We start from the raw sequence: 17248 nt of genomic DNA on the forward strand, positions 1-17248 counted from the left end.
ACAAGTCTAAGCCTTAGCGCATGAAATCTGGCACGTCGAGATCATCGTCTGGCTCAGCAGCGTGCTGCGGCTGACGAGGCTCTTGAGAATCTTGGAACCGCTCGTTGGAGGTAAACAGACCGCCAGAACGGCTGGTTTGCGTCCGCGGTTTTTCCCGCTCACTGAACAAAGACCCACGTTCTGGGCGTGCTGGCTGCGGCTGGGAAGCCTGCGCTTGCGAGCGAGCAGCATTGTCAGCGGCCGGGCCGCGCTGCACCTGTGCACCAGACTGCGCGGTTACTTCCTGCTTGCCGTATTCATCCTGCAGATTCGCTTGTGCATCGAAGCCGGTAGCAATGATGGTCACACGGACTTCATCACCCAAATTATCGTCGATGATGGTACCGAAGATGATGTTGGCATCTGGGTCCGCCTTTTCTTCCACCATGGTGGAAGCTTGATAGACCTCTTGCAGTCCCAGATCCGAGCCACCAGCAATGGACAACAGCACACCCTTGGCGCCTTCCATCGTGGATTCTAAAAGCGGAGAGTTAATTGCTTGTTCCGCAGCAGTCATCACACGTTCATCCCCGCGAGCAGAACCCACGCCCATCAGAGCAGAACCGGCCTCAGCCATGACGGAGCGCACGTCGGCAAAGTCGACGTTAATCATGCCCGGAATGGTGATCAGGTTTGTAATACCCTGCACACCGTTGTGCAGTACTTCATCGGCCGCCCGGAAAGCTTCCATCATGGACAGGTTGGCATCACCCAACTGCAGCAGACGATCATTCGGAATGACGATCAAGGTGTCGCAGACTTCGCGCAGCTCAGCGATACCGGCCTCAGCCTGGCGGGAACGGCGAGCTCCCTCAAATTTGAACGGGCGGGTAACGACGCCGACGGTCAGCGCGCCCATCTTCTTCGCAATATTTGCCACGACTGGTGCAGCACCGGTACCGGTTCCGCCACCCTCGCCTGCGGTGACGAACACCATGTCGGCGCCGCGCAGGGTCTCTTCCAATTCGGACTTGGAATCTTCTGCAGAGCTGCGACCAACCTCTGGATTCGCACCGGCACCCAAACCACGGGTCGCTTCACGGCCGATATCGTGCTTGACGTCAGCATCGGAAAACAGCAGTGCCTGCGAGTCTGTGTTAATCGCCACGAATTGGACCCCTTTGAGTCCCTCTTCGATCATGCGGTTCACTGCGTTGACGCCGCCGCCGCCAACGCCAACGACCTTGATATCAGCAAGGTGATTGTTAGGTGAGGTCATAAGAGGTTTTCCGGCCTTTCAGGTTCTGCTTTTCGTCTTGTCGGTCGTTACTGCGTGCGAGTTACTTGACTATCTTGATTGACACTTATGTAATTTTGGCGCATATTTCCACGCGTGTCGTACACCTAAACCTTTACTTTAGGGTACTGAACTGGGCTTTTAAGCCAACCCGACAGGTGATCACCCCCTGTGATCACCCCCGAAAACTCCGGCGTGCCAACCACACCGCAACGCTAGCGAACAGTCACCAAACTAGGGTTGGAAATATCCCAGTGCTCGCCCTCCCGGTGAATCACGTGTTCTAACGCTGCTGCCTTTTGCTCGTTCGCATCATCGACACCCCAGTAAATCGTGCGGCCATCATACAGCCGCAACTCCATGGCATGCGAAGATTTCACTTCCAGAGACGCGATCTCTCGACGAATCGGCTTCGGCACAGTTGCGATCGCAGCAACCGCAGCATTGACCGCGGCCTCATTATCTACTTCACCGGTGATCTCCACGGCCTCGTCCGGCGGCGTATCAATCAAAAAGGCATGCCCTTGGTGATCGATCAGGTGCGCACCATTATTATGTTCGACGAAGCCAACGACTTCGCGTTCGGTGACCGCAATATCCACCGTCGAAGGGAAGTGCCGGGACACAGTCACCCCCCGCACCCATGGCTGCTTCACAATGCGGCTCGCCGCACCCGAAGCATCAATGCGCAAAAGATTATCGCCTTCGACAATTCCGCTGTCTGCAAGCACCGCCTCCGCACTCACACGCTCAGTGCCGGAGACCTCAATGGAATTAACCCGAAGTACTGGAAAAATCCAGACCACCACAGCAGCTAGCAGCACAACCGCCACCACCGCAACAACAGACAATGTCAGTGGTTTCTTCCGCACAACTAGCTACCGGCCCGTTCCGTGTTCTCTCGCAGATGCTGCACAATCTCGGGTGCTACCACTGTGACCGAGCCCGCGCCCATCGTCAACACCAAATCATGCGGGCCAGCAAGCGAAGCCACCGTCTCTGGAACTGCCGACATGTCCGGCTCATAGCGTACGGTGACAGACTCCTCCATCGCGTTGGTGATAATCCGGGAGGTCAACCCCTCAACCGGGGTTTCTCGGGCACCGAAAATATCCAAGACCACGCAGGCGTCGGCAAGCGAAAGCACCTGGGCAAACTCCTGATAGAACTCCTTGGTGCGCGAATACAAATGCGGCTGGAAACAAGCAATCACCTTGCCGCCTTGGGCTTCTGCCAACACCTGTTCACGCGCTGCCGTCAGCACGGCCATGACTTCCGTCGGGTGATGGGCATAATCATCGTAGACCTTCACCCCGTCAAATCGGCCGCCGCCTACCGAGCCGTGATACTCAAAACGCCGACGCACCCCGGCGAAACTAGCTACCCCCTCGGCCAATTTCTCGGGATCGACACCAGCGGCAGTGCCCGCCAAAACCGCGGCCACAGAATTCAACACCATGTGATAGCCCGGGATCTGCACCACATAATCCAACGAAACCGCACGCTCTTCGGTGCTTGCCACTCCATGCGGCACACGCAACTGCAGCCACACGCGAGTACCAGCTGCCAAGACTTCCGTGGCGGTGACCTCAGCTACCAGGAGCCTGTCGACCTCCGGCGAACGTGTCTGCGAAGCCGTGCCGTAGCCCAACACGGTAATACCGCGCTGCGCGCACGCTACCGCAAGCTCCGCGGTGTGGGCATCATCCAGGCATGCAACCAGCACACCGTCGTCGGCAATAAGCTCAGCGAAATCACGGAACACCTGAAAGTAATTTTCCGCAGTGCCGAAATAATCTAAGTGGTCCGGCTCGATATTGGTCACCACCGCGATCGACGGGCGGTAACGCAAAAGCGATGCGTCCGACTCATCTGCTTCCGCAACGAAGATATCCCCTGTGCCGTGATGCGCATTGGTACCAGCGCGGTTCAACTGGCCACCAATAGCAAAAGATGGATCCACACCCGCGCCCTGCAATGCGGTAACCGCCATCGACGTCGTCGACGTTTTCCCATGGGTACCAGCGATCAACACTTGGGTAGAACCATCCATCAGCTCCGCCAATAAATCCGATCGACGAATCACCGGGATGCCGTGCTCAGCCGCAGCACGCAATTCCGGATTATCTTTCGGGATTGCCGCAAACGACGTCACCACAACCGTCGGCAAGCTCCCCGACAACTCCAAGTTCTCAGCCCGGTGCCCGATGGCAATCTCCGCACCCATCGAACGCAGTGCGCGCACCGGGCGGGAATCTTTCATATCCGAGCCAGACACTGTGGCTTCCCGCGAGAGCAAAATCCGGGCTACACCCGACATTCCTGCGCCGCCAATCCCGACTAAATGCACGCGCGACAGATCGACGGTGTCGGGGTTCGTATTCAACTCTGCATGCATGTCTGACACGAGTGCTCTCCTAGCTCGTAGGTATCGGGTGTTCGTAGCTATCGGGTGTTCTTATCGCCCGGCATAGTTATTACCGGGCATAGTTATCGCCGGACGTAGTTATTTTTGTGCATTCTTAGTATCGTTCGCGGACGCAGTTTCTTCCTCCGGGTGCTCGGCAGAAGCACGACGCAATGGATTGACCGAACGATCGAAAATGATGCGCTCAGCCAGCCGCCACGCAGCATCTCCGTGTTCACTCGCGGCAGCTGCACTACGCATCTGCCGATAAGTGGCATCATCACCGAGAATCGAGGTCACAGCGTCATACATCACGTCCGGCGAGAATTCCGCATCATCGATTTTGCGCGCGGCCCCCTCGGCGACGACGGCCTCACAATTCAGCCCCTGCTCACCATTACCATGTGGCAGAGGAACATAAACTGCGGGCAACCCGGAGGCAGACACCTCGGCAACGGTCATCGCACCGGAACGGCAGACCACCAGATCCGCAACCGCCAAAGCTGCCGCCATGTCCTCGATATACGGCAATGACACATAATGCGCATGTTCACGCGGTGGCTCATTCTTCTTTCCATACGCATGCAGTACCTGGTAGCCGGCGTCGACAAGCCGGTCGATGCTGCCAGCCACCGCAGCATTGATGGACGCTGCCCCTTGCGAACCACCCGTCACCAAGATGGTCGGGCGGTCTGCTACAAGACTAAACAACTCCCGGGCACGGGCAGTCTTCTCTCCACTGGGGTCCCCGCCAGCCAACTGCGGGCGCACCGGAATCCCGACAATATCGCCTTTCATGCCAGAACCTTCGATAGCGTTAAAGCCAGTACCACCCAAGCGCACACCCATTTTGTTCGCCATACCAGCCAACGCGTTAGTCTCCAACACATAAAACGGGATACCCAAAGACTTTGCTGCCAAATACGCCGACGCGGAGACATACCCACCGGTACCGAACACGGCATCGGCGCGGTTTTTCTTCAGAATCTTTCGTGCCTGCCGGATTGAACGCAGTATCTTAAACGGCAACGCGAACAAATCTGCATTGATGCGACGCGGCACTGGCACTGGGGTAATCAGTTCTAAGCTAAAGCCACGGGCCGGAACAATATCGCTTTCCAGTCCACGGGAAGTTCCCAACGCCAGAACTTGTGCGCCGTAACGGTTGCGCAGCACCTCGCCGACGGCCAAGGCTGGCTCAATATGTCCGGCCGTGCCACCTCCCGCAAGGACAACGGTCAGTGCCGTATCGGTCGTTGACGCCATGTTCCTGGTTGGCCTTTCTGGTTCGGGTGCGAGTGCGAATGATGGTGTGTGCTACGCGCGCTAACGGTGGAGGCTGCCCGCGACCGGGACGTCACCGCGGTGCCGAAGCGCTGGTCCGCTCGCCGCTGCTCCGGACGCGTCTGCAGCGGGCGCCGCGCCGGCTGCCGCCGACCATGACGCTCCCACGAACGCTGGCCACCGGCTGCCGCGCGGGCGGAAGAAACGGCGACCGTAGGCTCAGGAATCATCAGCACCCGGTCGAACAGCGGGCGGCCGTAACTTTGCATATACGACACTGCCTCTGGTTCATGCCGGGCCACCGACGCCAACAAGCCCATCGCGCCGAGCGTAACCACGGTAGAGGTACCACCGGAAGAAATCAGTGGCAGCTGCACACCGGTCATCGGCATCAAGCCGATCACATAGGAGATATTATAAAACGCCTGTGACGCCACCGTAGCGGTCAAGGTAGCCGCCAACAACGACTGGAATTGGTTTTGTGCGCGCATGGCGGTGCGCAAACCAAAAATTCCCAGGATCACGAACATCAGAATGACCAGCACACCACCGAATAAGCCAAGCTCTTCGCCAATGATGGCGAATACGAAGTCATTTTTTGCCTCTGGCAGGTAAAACCACTTCGCGCGTGACTGGCCGATGCCGACCCCCGTTAGCGACCCGTCCGCCAAAGATAAAAAGCCCTGGTAGCTCTGGAACGCTGAACCTCGGGTGTCGGTGAAGTTTCCGGTAAACGCTCCGAAAAATGTGGTAAAGCGTTCCCCGCGGTAGCCACCGCCCAAGAATACAAAGATCAATCCGACAAAAGCACCAGTGACCGCCAGCGCAATCACGCGCCAATTGATGCCTGCAAAGAACAGGGTGAATCCAACAACCACGGCGAAAGTCATCGCCACACCCAGGTTGCCTTCGGCGATCATCGCACCGAAAAACACCATCGAGAGCAAAATATAGATCACGAACGGATTATTGAGCCGTACTTCGTTCAGAGTGCGCGGCGGGCGTTTGTTAGCCAGGCTCAGTGCGCCAAACATGGCAACCGCGATGCGAGCGATCTCCGAAGGCTGCAGGCGAATCGGCCCAAGGACAATCCAGGATTGCGAACCGACCTCGTTGCGCCCCACACCGATACCGGGGACGAAAACCAGCATGGTCAAAATACCCGCGAAGGCAAGAAACCACGGGGTAAGTCGCTTGACGGTACTAAACGGAGTACGCAGCGCCAACCAAAATGCCACTAATCCCAACACAACATAAAAGGTTTGCCGGAAAGCTTGCGCCCACACAGTATTACCTTCGATGACAGACCAAGTCATAGTTGCCGAAAACGCCATGACGACACCGATGCCGACTAACACAAAAATGGCGATGCGCAGCATCAAATAATCCAAACCAGGGTGGCTGGGCATACTCAGCTTCCAGTTACGCACGGGGCGTCGGCGAGGTTGCGGGGTTTGTGTGGCCATGGTTAACCAGAGTAGTCGGATGTGGCCCTAGCAAACAGATCGCCACGCTGGGCCATGCCAGAAAACATATCGAGAGACGCCGCCGCCGGCGCCAACAACACCGTATCGCCTGCGGTTGCCAGCCTGTGCGCTGCAGCAACCGCAAGCTGCATGCATTCGCGCGGTGCTACAGAGTCGATAATTTCCACCGGGATCTCTGGTGCCTGCTCCCGCAGGGTTTCGGCAATAATATGCTTGTCGACGCCGACCAGCACCGCGGCTTTGATGCGGTGTACTTCCGCACGCACCAGCTCTGTAACGCTTGCGCCTTTCAACTGGCCGCCTGCTACCCAGACTATGGACGCCAGCCCCGCCATGGCCGCCTGCGCGGCATGCGGATTGGTGGCTTTGGAGTTGTCGATATAGTCCACCCCGCCGATGCTCGCGACCACTGCCCCCCGGTGCGCCGCGACGCGGTAGCGTGCCAGCCCCGCTGCAATATCACTCGGATGCACGCCATAGTCATAAGCAGCAGCTGCTGCTGCCCCAGCATCCAAAATCCCAGCCGCACCCGGTGGTTGTAGTCCTTCAGTGCGCGCGAGTTCTGTTGTTTCGTGGTCTGCATCGCCAGCGACCACCAAATCGCCATTGACCACACCGACCTGCCCGGGCTGCGGAGCATACTGCGTAAACCCCCGCGAACTAAGCCCCTGCTCGCTGACAACAAGCTTGGTTTCTGCATCATCAATACCCACCACGCGCTTCGGTGCACGCAAAACCGCGGCCTTATCCGCAGCATAAGCAGCAAAGCTACCATGCCAATCAATATGGTCGTCGGCAATATTCAACAGCACCCCGACATCCGGGGTGAGGGTCGGCGCCCAGTGCAACTGGAAACTCGACGCCTCCAGCACCACAATATCCACCCGTGGTGTAGCCGCCAGCGCCGCAAAAACCGAAGCACCGATATTGCCTGTGGCCAAGGACCGCTTGCCGACGCGCTCCCCATGCGCTTCCAGGATTGATGCCAACATCCCCGTCGTGGTGGTCTTGCCATTGGTCCCGGTAATAACCAGCCAATCGCGTTTCGGTCCATATACTTCGGAGCGATCCAGGCGATAGCCCAGCTCGACATCACCAATGACTTCCAATCCTGCATTCTGCGCAGCCACGAGTAACGGCGCGTGCGGCGGCCAGCCGGGGCTGGTGACCACAAGGTCTAGCGCAGAAAACTCGGAATTGGGTGCAAAATCAACCTCACTGGCCGCCACCGCAGTCACCCGGGGTATCGAATTCTCGCGGGCACCCGCAGTATCGGCTTGGGTGTGCCGACCCGCCAATTCGTCGGCAAGCTGTGTTGCGGCCGCCAGGTTGTTATCGGCAATGATCACGTCCACGCCGAGATCCACCAAGGCTTCCGCACACCCTGCCCCAGAAACACCGGCGCCGGCTACGAGCACGCGGTTGAGTTGCATATCCACAAGCATTACCACCTATCAGTATTATCCCGGCAGAATGAGCAGGCCAGTATTATGCGATCAGTATTATCAGGTCAGTATTATCCGGTGAGTAGCAGCCATTCGCCATAAAACAGCGAGGTACCGAAGATCACTGCCATGGCAGAAAGCAACCAGAAGCGGATTACCACCGCGGTTTCGGCCCAACCACCATTTTCGAAGTGATGGTGGATCGGCGCCATCCGGAAAAAGCGCTTGCCACTGGTGCGGTAAACAGCAATCTGAATAACCACCGAAGCCGCCTCGATGACGAAAATGGAACCGATAACGATCATCAGCAGCTCGGTGCGCGTCGTCACGGAAATGCCCGCGACAAGACCACCGAGTGCCAACGACCCAGTATCGCCCATGAAAATTTTCGCTGGTGCAGCATTCCACCACAAAAATCCCAAGCTGGCGCCGAGACCTGCAGACGCCAAAATGGCAATATCCAGCGGGTCCCGCACCTGATAACACGCAGTATCAACGGCATGGGAACACGAATTCCGGAACTGCCAAAAGGTAATCAGCGTGTAGCCCCCCATAACCAGCGCGGTCGATCCAGCGGCCAAACCATCGAGCCCGTCGGTAAAGTTGACTGCATTCGACCAGGCCGAGATCAGAATATACATGAAGATGACGAAGATGATGGTGCCGATAATCGCGCCACCAGCAGCGATATCAAAGGTCTCGATATCACGGATAAACGACAAGTTCGTCGATCCCGGCGTGAGCCCTTGATCATTAGGAAACTGCAGCACCAAAATCGCGAAAGCGATGGCCAACACCAACTGGCCGACGAGTTTGCCTGTCTTATTCAGCCCCAAGTTGCGGGACTTAAAGAGTTTGATTGAATCATCGGCAAAGCCCAGCGTTGCCAACCCGAGAACCAGGCCGAGCACCAACAAACCAGAGGCGGTAAACGAGCCCGCGTTCGTCAGCAAGCCGAAAATGTTGACCAAGACGTAGGCCACCGTAATGCCCAGTACAATCGCGATTCCGCCCATGGTTGGGGTGCCGCGCTTCCGCATGTGCGAACGGGGCCCATCTTCGCGGATCTCTTGGCCCCGGCCCACGTTAGTGAAGTACCGGATCAGCACCGGAGTCGTGAATATCGCGACCAGGAAGCTGATAACGCCGGAGAGAATAATCTGAGTCACTGGTTACTGTTCCTTATGCTTTGCTCAATGCTTCTTGTCTAAGCTACTTCTGATCGCAGCCTGGTTTATGCAGTCACGCTGGTGTGCCCAGCAGCTGCTCGGCAACCCGCCACAGGCTCCACGCGTTGGAGGCTTTTACCAAGACCACTGCGCGCTGCTGTGCCGGACGAAGGATCTCTTCCACTGTACGCGTCGCACCATTCACATCTGCAACATGGCGGGTGCTAATCCCAGCTTGGCGTGCACCATCAACCAACGCGGCGATGTTTTCGGTCTTGCCGACGGCTACCAGCGTGTCGACGCCAAACTGACCTAATTGAGCGCCTAATTCCTGGTGCACAGCAGCTGCATCATCCCCCAGCTCGCTCATTTCACCGAGCACCGCAATCGCCTGCACCGGCGCAGGCGCGGCAGACGCCAACGCCGCAAGCCCTGCCCGCATCGATTCTGGATTAGCGTTATACGCATCGTTGATGACGGTGACGTTATCGGCACGCTGACGTACATCCATGCGGTGCGCTGAAACCACAGTGTAATCACACAGCGCGGCGGAGATGTTTTCCAGCGACACACCGGCTTCTGCCGTGACTGCCGCAGCCGCGAGCGCGTTGCTGATTTGGTGGGTGCCCATAACCTGCAGGCGCACTGGCACGGATTTTCCATCCGGGGTGTGCAAGTTAAAAGACGGGCGTGCGAGCTCGTCGAGCGTGGCATCACTGGCATAATAATCCGCCGTGGTTACGCCTTCGGCAGAAAAAGTCACCACCTTCCCCGGGGTCCTCGGTGCCATGTCCGCGACCACCGGATCATCGGCGTTCAGCACCGCGATACCACCAGTACTAGCGGCCGGCACTGCTTCAATCAGCTCGCCTTTGGCTTGTGCAATCGTGTCCTTGGAACCAAATTCCCCCAAATGCGCGCTGCCGACGTTAAGCACGGCACCGATTCGCGGCGGAGCGATTGCTGTCAGCTGGGCGATATGTCCAATACCGCGCGCGGATAACTCGGCGACGAGAAATTCTGTATCCGCCGTACACCGCAATGCAGTATACGGGTGGCCAATCTCGTTGTTAAAAGAGCCCGGCGGGGCGATCGTCGGGCCAGCCGTCGACAAGATCGCCGCAAGCATGTCTTTCGTGGATGTCTTTCCGGCAGAACCAGTCACCCCCACCACCGTGAGTGCACCAGCGTCGGTCAATTCGGTCACCACTGCGCGAGCAAGCGCGGCCAGCGCGGCCAGCAATGCACGTACCGAGCCGTCCTCATCATGGGCGAAAACATAGGCCTGTGAGCCCGCCGCATCGTGCGATGCAGTTTCTTGCAGCTGCGGCAGCGTGGGCACGATGATCGCCGGGGTGCCCACAGGGCGGGCCGCCAGCGTCACCACTGCTCCGGCCTCGTGGGCTTTGTGCGCAAAATCGTGGCCGTCAACTCTGGCACCCGGCAACGCCAAAAATAACCCACCTGGGCTAACTTTGCGGGAGTCAAATTCCACCGAACCTGTGACCCGCACCTCAGGATCCGCGACGTTATCGAGCCGCCCGCCAACAATATCGGCGATCTGGGCGATGGTAAACGGAATCATTATTTCGCCTCTTTTCCAGCCAGAGCTTGGGCAAGCACAGTGCGATCGTCAAATTCATGAACGGTATCACCAACGATTTGGCCAGTCTCGTGGCCTTTGCCCGCCACGACAATGGCATCGCCAGCCCGTGCCCAATCCACCAAAAGCTGAATAGCTTTAGCTCGATCGCCTTCTTCTACTAGGTATGCGGCTTCATCTGCCGAACCCGCAGCCACACTTGTCATGCCTGCTGTGTGCAGCGCTTCACGTGCGCCTTGCATAACAGCCGCGCGGATCAGTGCTGGATCTTCGGTGCGCGGATTATCATCGGTGACCACAACATAATCGGCGTGCTGCGCAGCAATACGACCCATGATCGGGCGTTTCGAGGAATCCCGATCACCACCGCAGCCGACCACTACACCCACGCGGCCACTGACCTGCCCACGCAACGTCGCCAACACAGCTTCCAGCGCGCCCGGTTTATGCGCATAGTCGACTACCGCGACAAAATCCTGGCCTTCGGCTAGCGATTCCATCCGCCCCGGTACCGCAACGTTTTCCACCCCGCGCACAAACGCGGCGAGGTCGGCGTCGGCAAGCCGGGCCATCGCGCACGCCAGCGCGGCATTAGCCACGTTGAAGCTTCCCGGAAGTGGGAGGTTAAATGCTATTTTTTCACCGGCGATTCTCAGCTGTACCTGTTGGTTACCGCTTGCGGCCAGATCCGCTGAGTCCACGATCACCTCGGCGCTTGGGAGGCCTGAATCGGCTGAATCCCCGCCGTTGAGATTCGTCTGCACGCACCAACATTCCTGAGCAGTCTCAGCAGCAATAACGGCCATATCGCGCCCCCAGTGCTCATCAACCACGATTGCAGCTTTGTGTGCTGCCAACTCTCCGCGGAACAACCGGGCCTTCGCCCGGAAATAATCCTGCATCGTCGGGTGAAAATCCAGGTGATCCTGCGATAGATTGCTAAACCCGGCAACCGCAAACTGGGTGCCGTTCACTCGCCCCAACTCGAGCGCATGCGAAGAGACTTCCATGACGACGTGGGTAACGCCCTGGCCAACCATCATCGCGAAAAGCTCCTGCAGTTTCGGTGCTTCCGGAGTAGTCAGGCTGGTAGGAACCTTGACGCCATCGATACGCGTACCCGTCGTGCCGATGATGCCGACCTTCGAGCCAGTAGCGCGCAATCCGGATTCCAGAATATAGCTCGTCGTGGTTTTGCCGGAAGTCCCGGTAATGCCGATGACCTGCATTTTCTGCGATGGGTGCCCATAAATCTCGGCCGCAATAAAGCCCAACACACCACGCAGGTTTTGAACGACCCAGACCGGACGATCCTCATGATGATTCGCCAATATCCCAGCACCTGCAGCATCCGTGAGAATTGCTGCAGCTGCAGTACTTTCGGCAAATTCCGCACCGTGGACCCGGTTGCCCGGCATAGCAGCAAACAACTCACCGGATTTCACAGCTTTCGAGTCCAAGCTGATCCCGGTGATGGGACGCGCGGTGCTGGTATGGGAGGCGCTTACGGTGTTTTCTGCACCAGGGCTGCTGATATCACCGGCAAGCTTTCCGCCGAATTTTTCTAGCAGTGCGTCCAAAGAGGTACTCATCGGGGTAGTGCTCCTTTTCGAAAACTGGGACGGTCTGGGCCGGCCTGAGCCGGTAGTGAAAACTACTGGGCCGGTGTCTTCTAGGGGTGTGCGTAAATCGCTTCTTTATCGGTTCAGCCACCACTTTACGGCGCTTGCAGAGTCAAATCTGGTGCAGCTGGCGACGGCGGAACGTTGTCACGATCCAGCAACCACGAGGCGATCTGATGGAACAGCGGTCCGGCACTAGTTCCGCCGCCCCCACCATCGAGGACACCGCGTTCTGGTTCATCCAACATGATCGCGACGACGAAACGTGGATCATCCACGGGCGCAATGCCTGCGAAGGTAATCCAATAAGCTGAATTGGAATACGCCCCGGTGTTCGGGTCGACCTTCTGCGCAGTTCCGGTCTTGGCGCTGATGTTGTAGCCCTCAATATTGGCGTCCGGCGCAGTCCCGTTATTGACGCCCGCCGGATCTGCCTGCACAGTAGCGCGGAACATATCGACCACGGTCGCTGCTGTTTCTTTGCTGACTACGCGCGTCTTTTCTGGTTTATCGTCGTTGGCGGAAGCAGCAGTCTTCTGTTCATTCGCACGGTTGCCATCATTCCCGCCAGTGCCGTCGGCCGCATCTTCTGCGTTGCTAGCGGGGTCGTCGCGATTGTTCTTATCGCTGGCGCCCTTATCGCTGTTGTTCTTGTCGTCGCGGTCGGATTTGATGATGCGCGGTTCAACCCGTTCACCACCATTGGCCAGCGTTTGGAAAACCGATGCCATCTGCAACGTGGTCCACGACATGCCTTGCCCGATCGGAAGGTTCGCAAACGTCGAACCCGACCATTGCGAGCGCGGCGGCCGCAACCCCGACGACTCATTGGGCAACTCGATGCCTGTGGTTTCACCGATTCCGAATTTATTCAGGTATTCGTCGAACTTGTCCTGACCCAGCCTTTCTGCAAGCTGCAGCGTGCCGACGTTGGACGATTTACCGAAGATACCAGCCGTCGTATACGGCAGTGGACCATGCGGCCAAGCATCATTGACCGTGACATCCGCGACCTGGATACTGCCTGGTACCGTGTGTACCTCATCTGGGGTGGTCACCCCCTCTTCAATCGCAGCAGCTGCTGTAATAATCTTTGCCACAGATCCAGGCTCATAAGGGAAAGAAATCGATCGGTTATCGAAGTGTTTTCCTTCTTCTAATTGCTTTCCGATATCACCATTTGGGTCAATGGTATCGGTATTCGCCATAGCCAATACTTCACCCGTTGTGGCATCAAGCACGACAGCTTCGGCAGATTCCGCCAAAGAATTACGCTTGGCCTGTTCCAACTGCTGCTGCACATACGTTTGCAGATCCAAATCCAGGGTCAATTCAATATCTTTGCCATCGACAGCCGGGGTCTCGTCACGCAAGGTACCGGGAATGACCTGCCCATTGGTGGAGACATCTTCTGTCGATCTGCCGTTAATCCCGGACAGCTTCGAATCACGCGAAGCTTCCAAACCAAACTGGCCGGTACCATCCATCGAAACCCGCCCCACAACGTTTTCGCCGATCGCACCGTTAGGGTATTGCCGAATATCCTGGTGATCTGCTGCTACACCATGGAATCGCTCGGAAATTTCGGCGGCAACATCCGGGTCCACATTGCGCACAAGCACCTCATACTGAGTGTCCGCGTTGAGCTTATCTAGCAGGTCTTTCGACTTTAAATCCTGCTCATCAGCGGAGGCTGCTTCGATAATCTTCGGAATCTCTCGAGACATTTCGCGCAGCGTTGTACGGACGTGCTCGTCCTTTTGCTCGTCGTCAAGACGCTCATCAGATTCTAATTGCGCCTGCTCCCGTAGTTCTTTGCGCAGTGTGGTTGGCGAAACTGTCAACGAGCGTGCCTGCATGGTGTAGGCAATCTGCTTGCCTTCCCGATCCAGCACTGCTCCGCGTCGAGCCGGGTCAACATAAATCCTTGCGCGCTGGTCTTCAGCACGCGCCGATAAGTCTGGCCCCCAGACCACCTGAACCCACGCGAGGCGCCCAGCCAGTACCACGGCAAAAACCAGTAATAGCGCCGCGATCAGCCGCAAGCGCTTATGCATTAGCATGCGCTGCGCTGGTTGCGGCGTGCGCGAAGAACCTAGGCGTGCCGAACCATTCGGACTATGAGGGCCACGCTGCGCAGAAGATGTCACGGTGGAAATGTCACCTTCCTAATTAGCGGAAATTGGGCTGATACGGCGTCTGTACTGGAGCTTGATTGTCGTGGGTGTCTGCATGCTGGCGTGGCTGAACATTGTCTCCGCCTTGCCCCGTTTCCAGGTTTTCTGGGTTTTCTGGGTTTTCTACACCTGCGCGAGCCGCACCCGCGTCGTTGGTACCAGGCTCGTTAGGTGCTGGTTGCTGGTTGCCTGCAACTTCCGCGGCAGCTCCTTCTGGAGCTTGCGGGGCACCAGCCTGCGGATACGGGATGCCACGACGGCCTTCCGGAATTGACTCCAATCGCTCACGCAACTGACCGATGCCGTCTGGGTCGCTAGATGCTTGCCCCGGACGAACAGGCTCACCGTTGACATCAATAATAGGACGAGTCTCTGCCGAAGCCGGGCGATCTTCCACAATGTCGCCATTTTCATCCCGACGCAGGATACCTGGCAACTCCGGAATCTCCAGACCCTCTTCAACCGCGTGCCCCGCGATCTCTGCCGCGGAACGCACGTTTTCCAGATCACGATGCAGCGTTTCTAATTCATTATTCAGCTGGCTTTCTTCCGCGGTCAACACCTGCACACGGAAAGTCTGCTGCGTAGCAATACCTGACAGCCAGATCGCGAAAACGATGCCACCAACCATCATGGCGATGGCAACTATGGACAGGCGGGCGCGCGTCGTCACGCGCTTGACCGGATTTACCATGCGGCCGCGTACGCTCACAACCTGTTGCGAACCCAACCGACGCGGGCCCTTGCCAGCTTGCGTAGTATTCTGCCGTCCACCAGTGCGAGATGGGCGTGACGGCTCAGCATAACCTACTGCCCCAGCACCTGCCTGGCCGCTGCGAACGCGGATACCAGCCTGCCGGTTGGCTCGGGTATATTGCGCCCGGCGCGGCAGCGTCGCCGTGCCATTGCTAGAGGAACGATCCGCGGTGCTACGCCGGCGTTCATCAGTACTGGTATACATCTCTAGACACGACCTTCCGGGTCCACCGCAGCTGCGGCTGGTTGATCTTGCAGCGTGGGTACTTCCGAATTTTGTTGCTGCGGGTTGTGCTCCGGTAACTTTTCGACAGCGCGCACTCGCACCGACGCTGCGCGTGGATTTTCCTCGATTTCTTGCTGGCTAGCTTGTTCCGCCCCACGAGTAACCACCCGGAACTTCGCGGCTGTCCCCGGTAAGTCCATTGGCAGACCCACCGGGGTTTTCGACTGCGAAATATCACGGAAATGCGACTTGACTAGACGGTCTTCCAAAGACTGATAGCTCATGAATACTGCTCGGCCACTATCCCGCAGCATGCTGGTAATCATCGGCAACGCGTTTTCGATGGCGGCCAGCTCCTGGTTCACTTCAATACGCAGCGCTTGAAACGTGCGCTTTGCAGGATGACCGCCACTACGACGTGCCGGCGCCGGGATGGTGGCATACAGCAGTTCTACAAGACGCCGTGAAGTAGTAAACGGTTCCTTGTCTCGCTCACGCAGCACCGCCGAGGCGATCTTGCCAGCAAATTTCTCATCGCCATACGTTTTCAAGATACGTGCGAGTCCGCCGTGCGAATAGGTATTAAGGATATCCGCCGCAGTCGTCGGCGCCGAAGCATCCATACGCATATCCAACGGCGCATCTGTCTTATAAGCGAAACCACGCTCCAGCTGGTCCAGTTGCATCGACGACACACCGAGATCAAACAACGCCCCCGTGATTCCCTGTTGGGCGGCGTCGACAAGAAGTTCAGGATTGCCCGCATAATTCGCATCCGCTGCGGCGGCTTCCGAAGCATCCGTTGTGAGTGCGGCGAGATTGTCGCCAAATTCGTCAAAACGGCACTGCACCGCACACACACGATCCAGGTACGGCTGCAGACGTTGCGTGGCCGAGCGTAAAGCATTCGTGTCACGGTCAAGACCGATCACGCGCAATTGGGGAAACTGCTCGAGAAAAAATTCTGTGTGCCCACCTGCACCCAAGGTGCCGTCGACAAGGATTCCGGTGCCACCCGAAGCACCGATAGCAGGGGCCAACAATTCCGCCATCCGCTCACGCATCACCGGGACGTGTCCGTGGTCCCGTAACGGCTGCGCCGAACTCGATCCCGCGGAATTAGCTGAATCAGATGGGTGTGCCATGGCAACTGTCCTCCCCTCGCGCGATAAACGTCGTGATGATGGGGTGCATACAGGGCTCTGTTCGAGGCAGGTTTCTGATGTCGGGGAAGTACACCAGAGGCATCCGCCTCAAACAGAGTCCTTATACACACTCCGTGCGCTGCCTTAGAGAAGGCCAGCCAGCACTTCGTCAGCGTCGGCTGCGGAATACGCAGCTTCGGTCTGTTCTTGGTATGCGGCCCAGGACTCTTTATCCCAGATCTCGAGAAAGTCCACAGAACCTACGACCACACATTCCTTGGACAGGTTTGCATACTCGCGGTGCGCTGCTGACAAGGTAATACGACCATTGCCGTCCGGACGTTGCTCATCCGCGCTTGCTGCCAAGTTACGAATGAACGCGCGTGCCTCCGGGTTAGTACGTGAGATCGTTGCCGCTTTGCGTGCGCGAGCAGCGAACTCTTCCCGGGGATAGACCGCCAAAGAGTGGTCCTGCCCCTTCGTTACCATCAACCCACCGGCGAGTTCGTCTCGGAATTTCGCCGGTAGTGTCAGCCGCCCTTTGTCGTCGAGCTTGGGAGTGTATGTGCCGAGAAACATTCTCGGTAACCTCCTGTCACTCAACTCCTCCGGTACACGGGTTTTCTCTGACCGTCACTTCCTTGTTCGTGC

13 protein-coding genes are annotated in these 17248 nt (G+C 57.7%); all 13 read right to left on the reverse strand.

All coding sequences use genetic code 11. The annotated features are described in order from the left end of the window. Positions 1–13: 13 nt before the first annotated feature. Positions 14–1258 (reverse strand): cell division protein FtsZ, encoded by a 1245-nt coding sequence (ftsZ, locus tag QP888_RS01525; RefSeq protein ID WP_284811695.1) that lies wholly within the window; start codon positions 1256–1258, stop codon positions 14–16. Positions 1259–1491: 233 nt separating this feature from the next. After that, positions 1492–2148 carry a cell division protein FtsQ/DivIB gene (locus QP888_RS01530; RefSeq protein WP_284811696.1) on the reverse strand — a complete coding sequence of 219 codons (657 nt, stop codon included), beginning with the start codon at positions 2146–2148 and terminating at the stop codon, positions 1492–1494. A gap of 2 nt (positions 2149–2150) precedes the next feature. Further along, positions 2151–3662, reverse strand: a complete 1512-nt coding sequence (gene murC / locus QP888_RS01535) for a UDP-N-acetylmuramate--L-alanine ligase (RefSeq protein WP_284811847.1) — start codon at positions 3660–3662, stop codon at positions 2151–2153. A gap of 120 nt (positions 3663–3782) precedes the next feature. Next, positions 3783–4949, reverse strand: a complete 1167-nt coding sequence (murG, locus tag QP888_RS01540) for an undecaprenyldiphospho-muramoylpentapeptide beta-N-acetylglucosaminyltransferase (RefSeq protein ID WP_284811697.1) — start codon at positions 4947–4949, stop codon at positions 3783–3785. After that, positions 4922–6433, reverse strand: coding sequence for an FtsW/RodA/SpoVE family cell cycle protein (locus QP888_RS01545; protein ID WP_350338210.1), 1512 nt, complete (start codon positions 6431–6433; stop codon positions 4922–4924). Before QP888_RS01545 ends, murG begins: the two co-directional genes overlap by 28 nt. A 2-nt stretch (positions 6434–6435) precedes the next feature. After that, positions 6436–7899, reverse strand: a complete 1464-nt coding sequence (murD, locus tag QP888_RS01550; RefSeq protein ID WP_284811698.1) for a UDP-N-acetylmuramoyl-L-alanine--D-glutamate ligase — start codon at positions 7897–7899, stop codon at positions 6436–6438. A 71-nt stretch (positions 7900–7970) separates the two neighbouring features. Then, positions 7971–9068, reverse strand: a complete 1098-nt coding sequence (mraY, locus tag QP888_RS01555) for a phospho-N-acetylmuramoyl-pentapeptide-transferase (RefSeq protein ID WP_284811699.1) — start codon at positions 9066–9068, stop codon at positions 7971–7973. Between the two features lie 73 nt (positions 9069–9141). After that, positions 9142–10653, reverse strand: coding sequence for a UDP-N-acetylmuramoyl-tripeptide--D-alanyl-D-alanine ligase (locus QP888_RS01560; protein WP_284811700.1), 1512 nt, complete (start codon positions 10651–10653; stop codon positions 9142–9144). Then, positions 10653–12263: a UDP-N-acetylmuramoyl-L-alanyl-D-glutamate--2,6-diaminopimelate ligase gene (locus QP888_RS01565; protein WP_284811701.1), complete on the reverse strand. Its 1611-nt coding sequence runs from the start codon at positions 12261–12263 to the stop codon at positions 10653–10655. Before QP888_RS01565 ends, QP888_RS01560 begins: the two co-directional genes overlap by 1 nt. A gap of 125 nt (positions 12264–12388) precedes the next feature. Further along, entirely contained in the window at positions 12389–14350 is a 1962-nt protein-coding gene (locus QP888_RS01570) for a peptidoglycan D,D-transpeptidase FtsI family protein (RefSeq protein WP_284811851.1), read from the reverse strand. 115 nt (positions 14351–14465) lie between these two features. After that, the gene (gene ftsL / locus QP888_RS01575; RefSeq protein WP_284811702.1) at positions 14466–15431 is read right to left on the reverse strand and encodes a cell division protein FtsL; all 966 of its coding nucleotides are present in this window, start codon (positions 15429–15431) and stop codon (positions 14466–14468) included. A 2-nt stretch (positions 15432–15433) separates the two neighbouring features. Further along, positions 15434–16597, reverse strand: a complete 1164-nt coding sequence (gene rsmH, locus QP888_RS01580) for a 16S rRNA (cytosine(1402)-N(4))-methyltransferase RsmH (protein WP_284811703.1) — start codon at positions 16595–16597, stop codon at positions 15434–15436. A 144-nt stretch (positions 16598–16741) separates the two neighbouring features. After that, positions 16742–17176 (reverse strand): division/cell wall cluster transcriptional repressor MraZ, encoded by a 435-nt coding sequence (gene mraZ / locus QP888_RS01585; protein WP_284811704.1) that lies wholly within the window; start codon positions 17174–17176, stop codon positions 16742–16744. Positions 17177–17248 lie beyond the last annotated feature (72 nt).

The sequence above is a fragment of the Corynebacterium sp. MSK297 genome, assembly GCF_030232885.1.
Lineage (GTDB): Bacteria > Actinomycetota > Actinomycetes > Mycobacteriales > Mycobacteriaceae > Corynebacterium.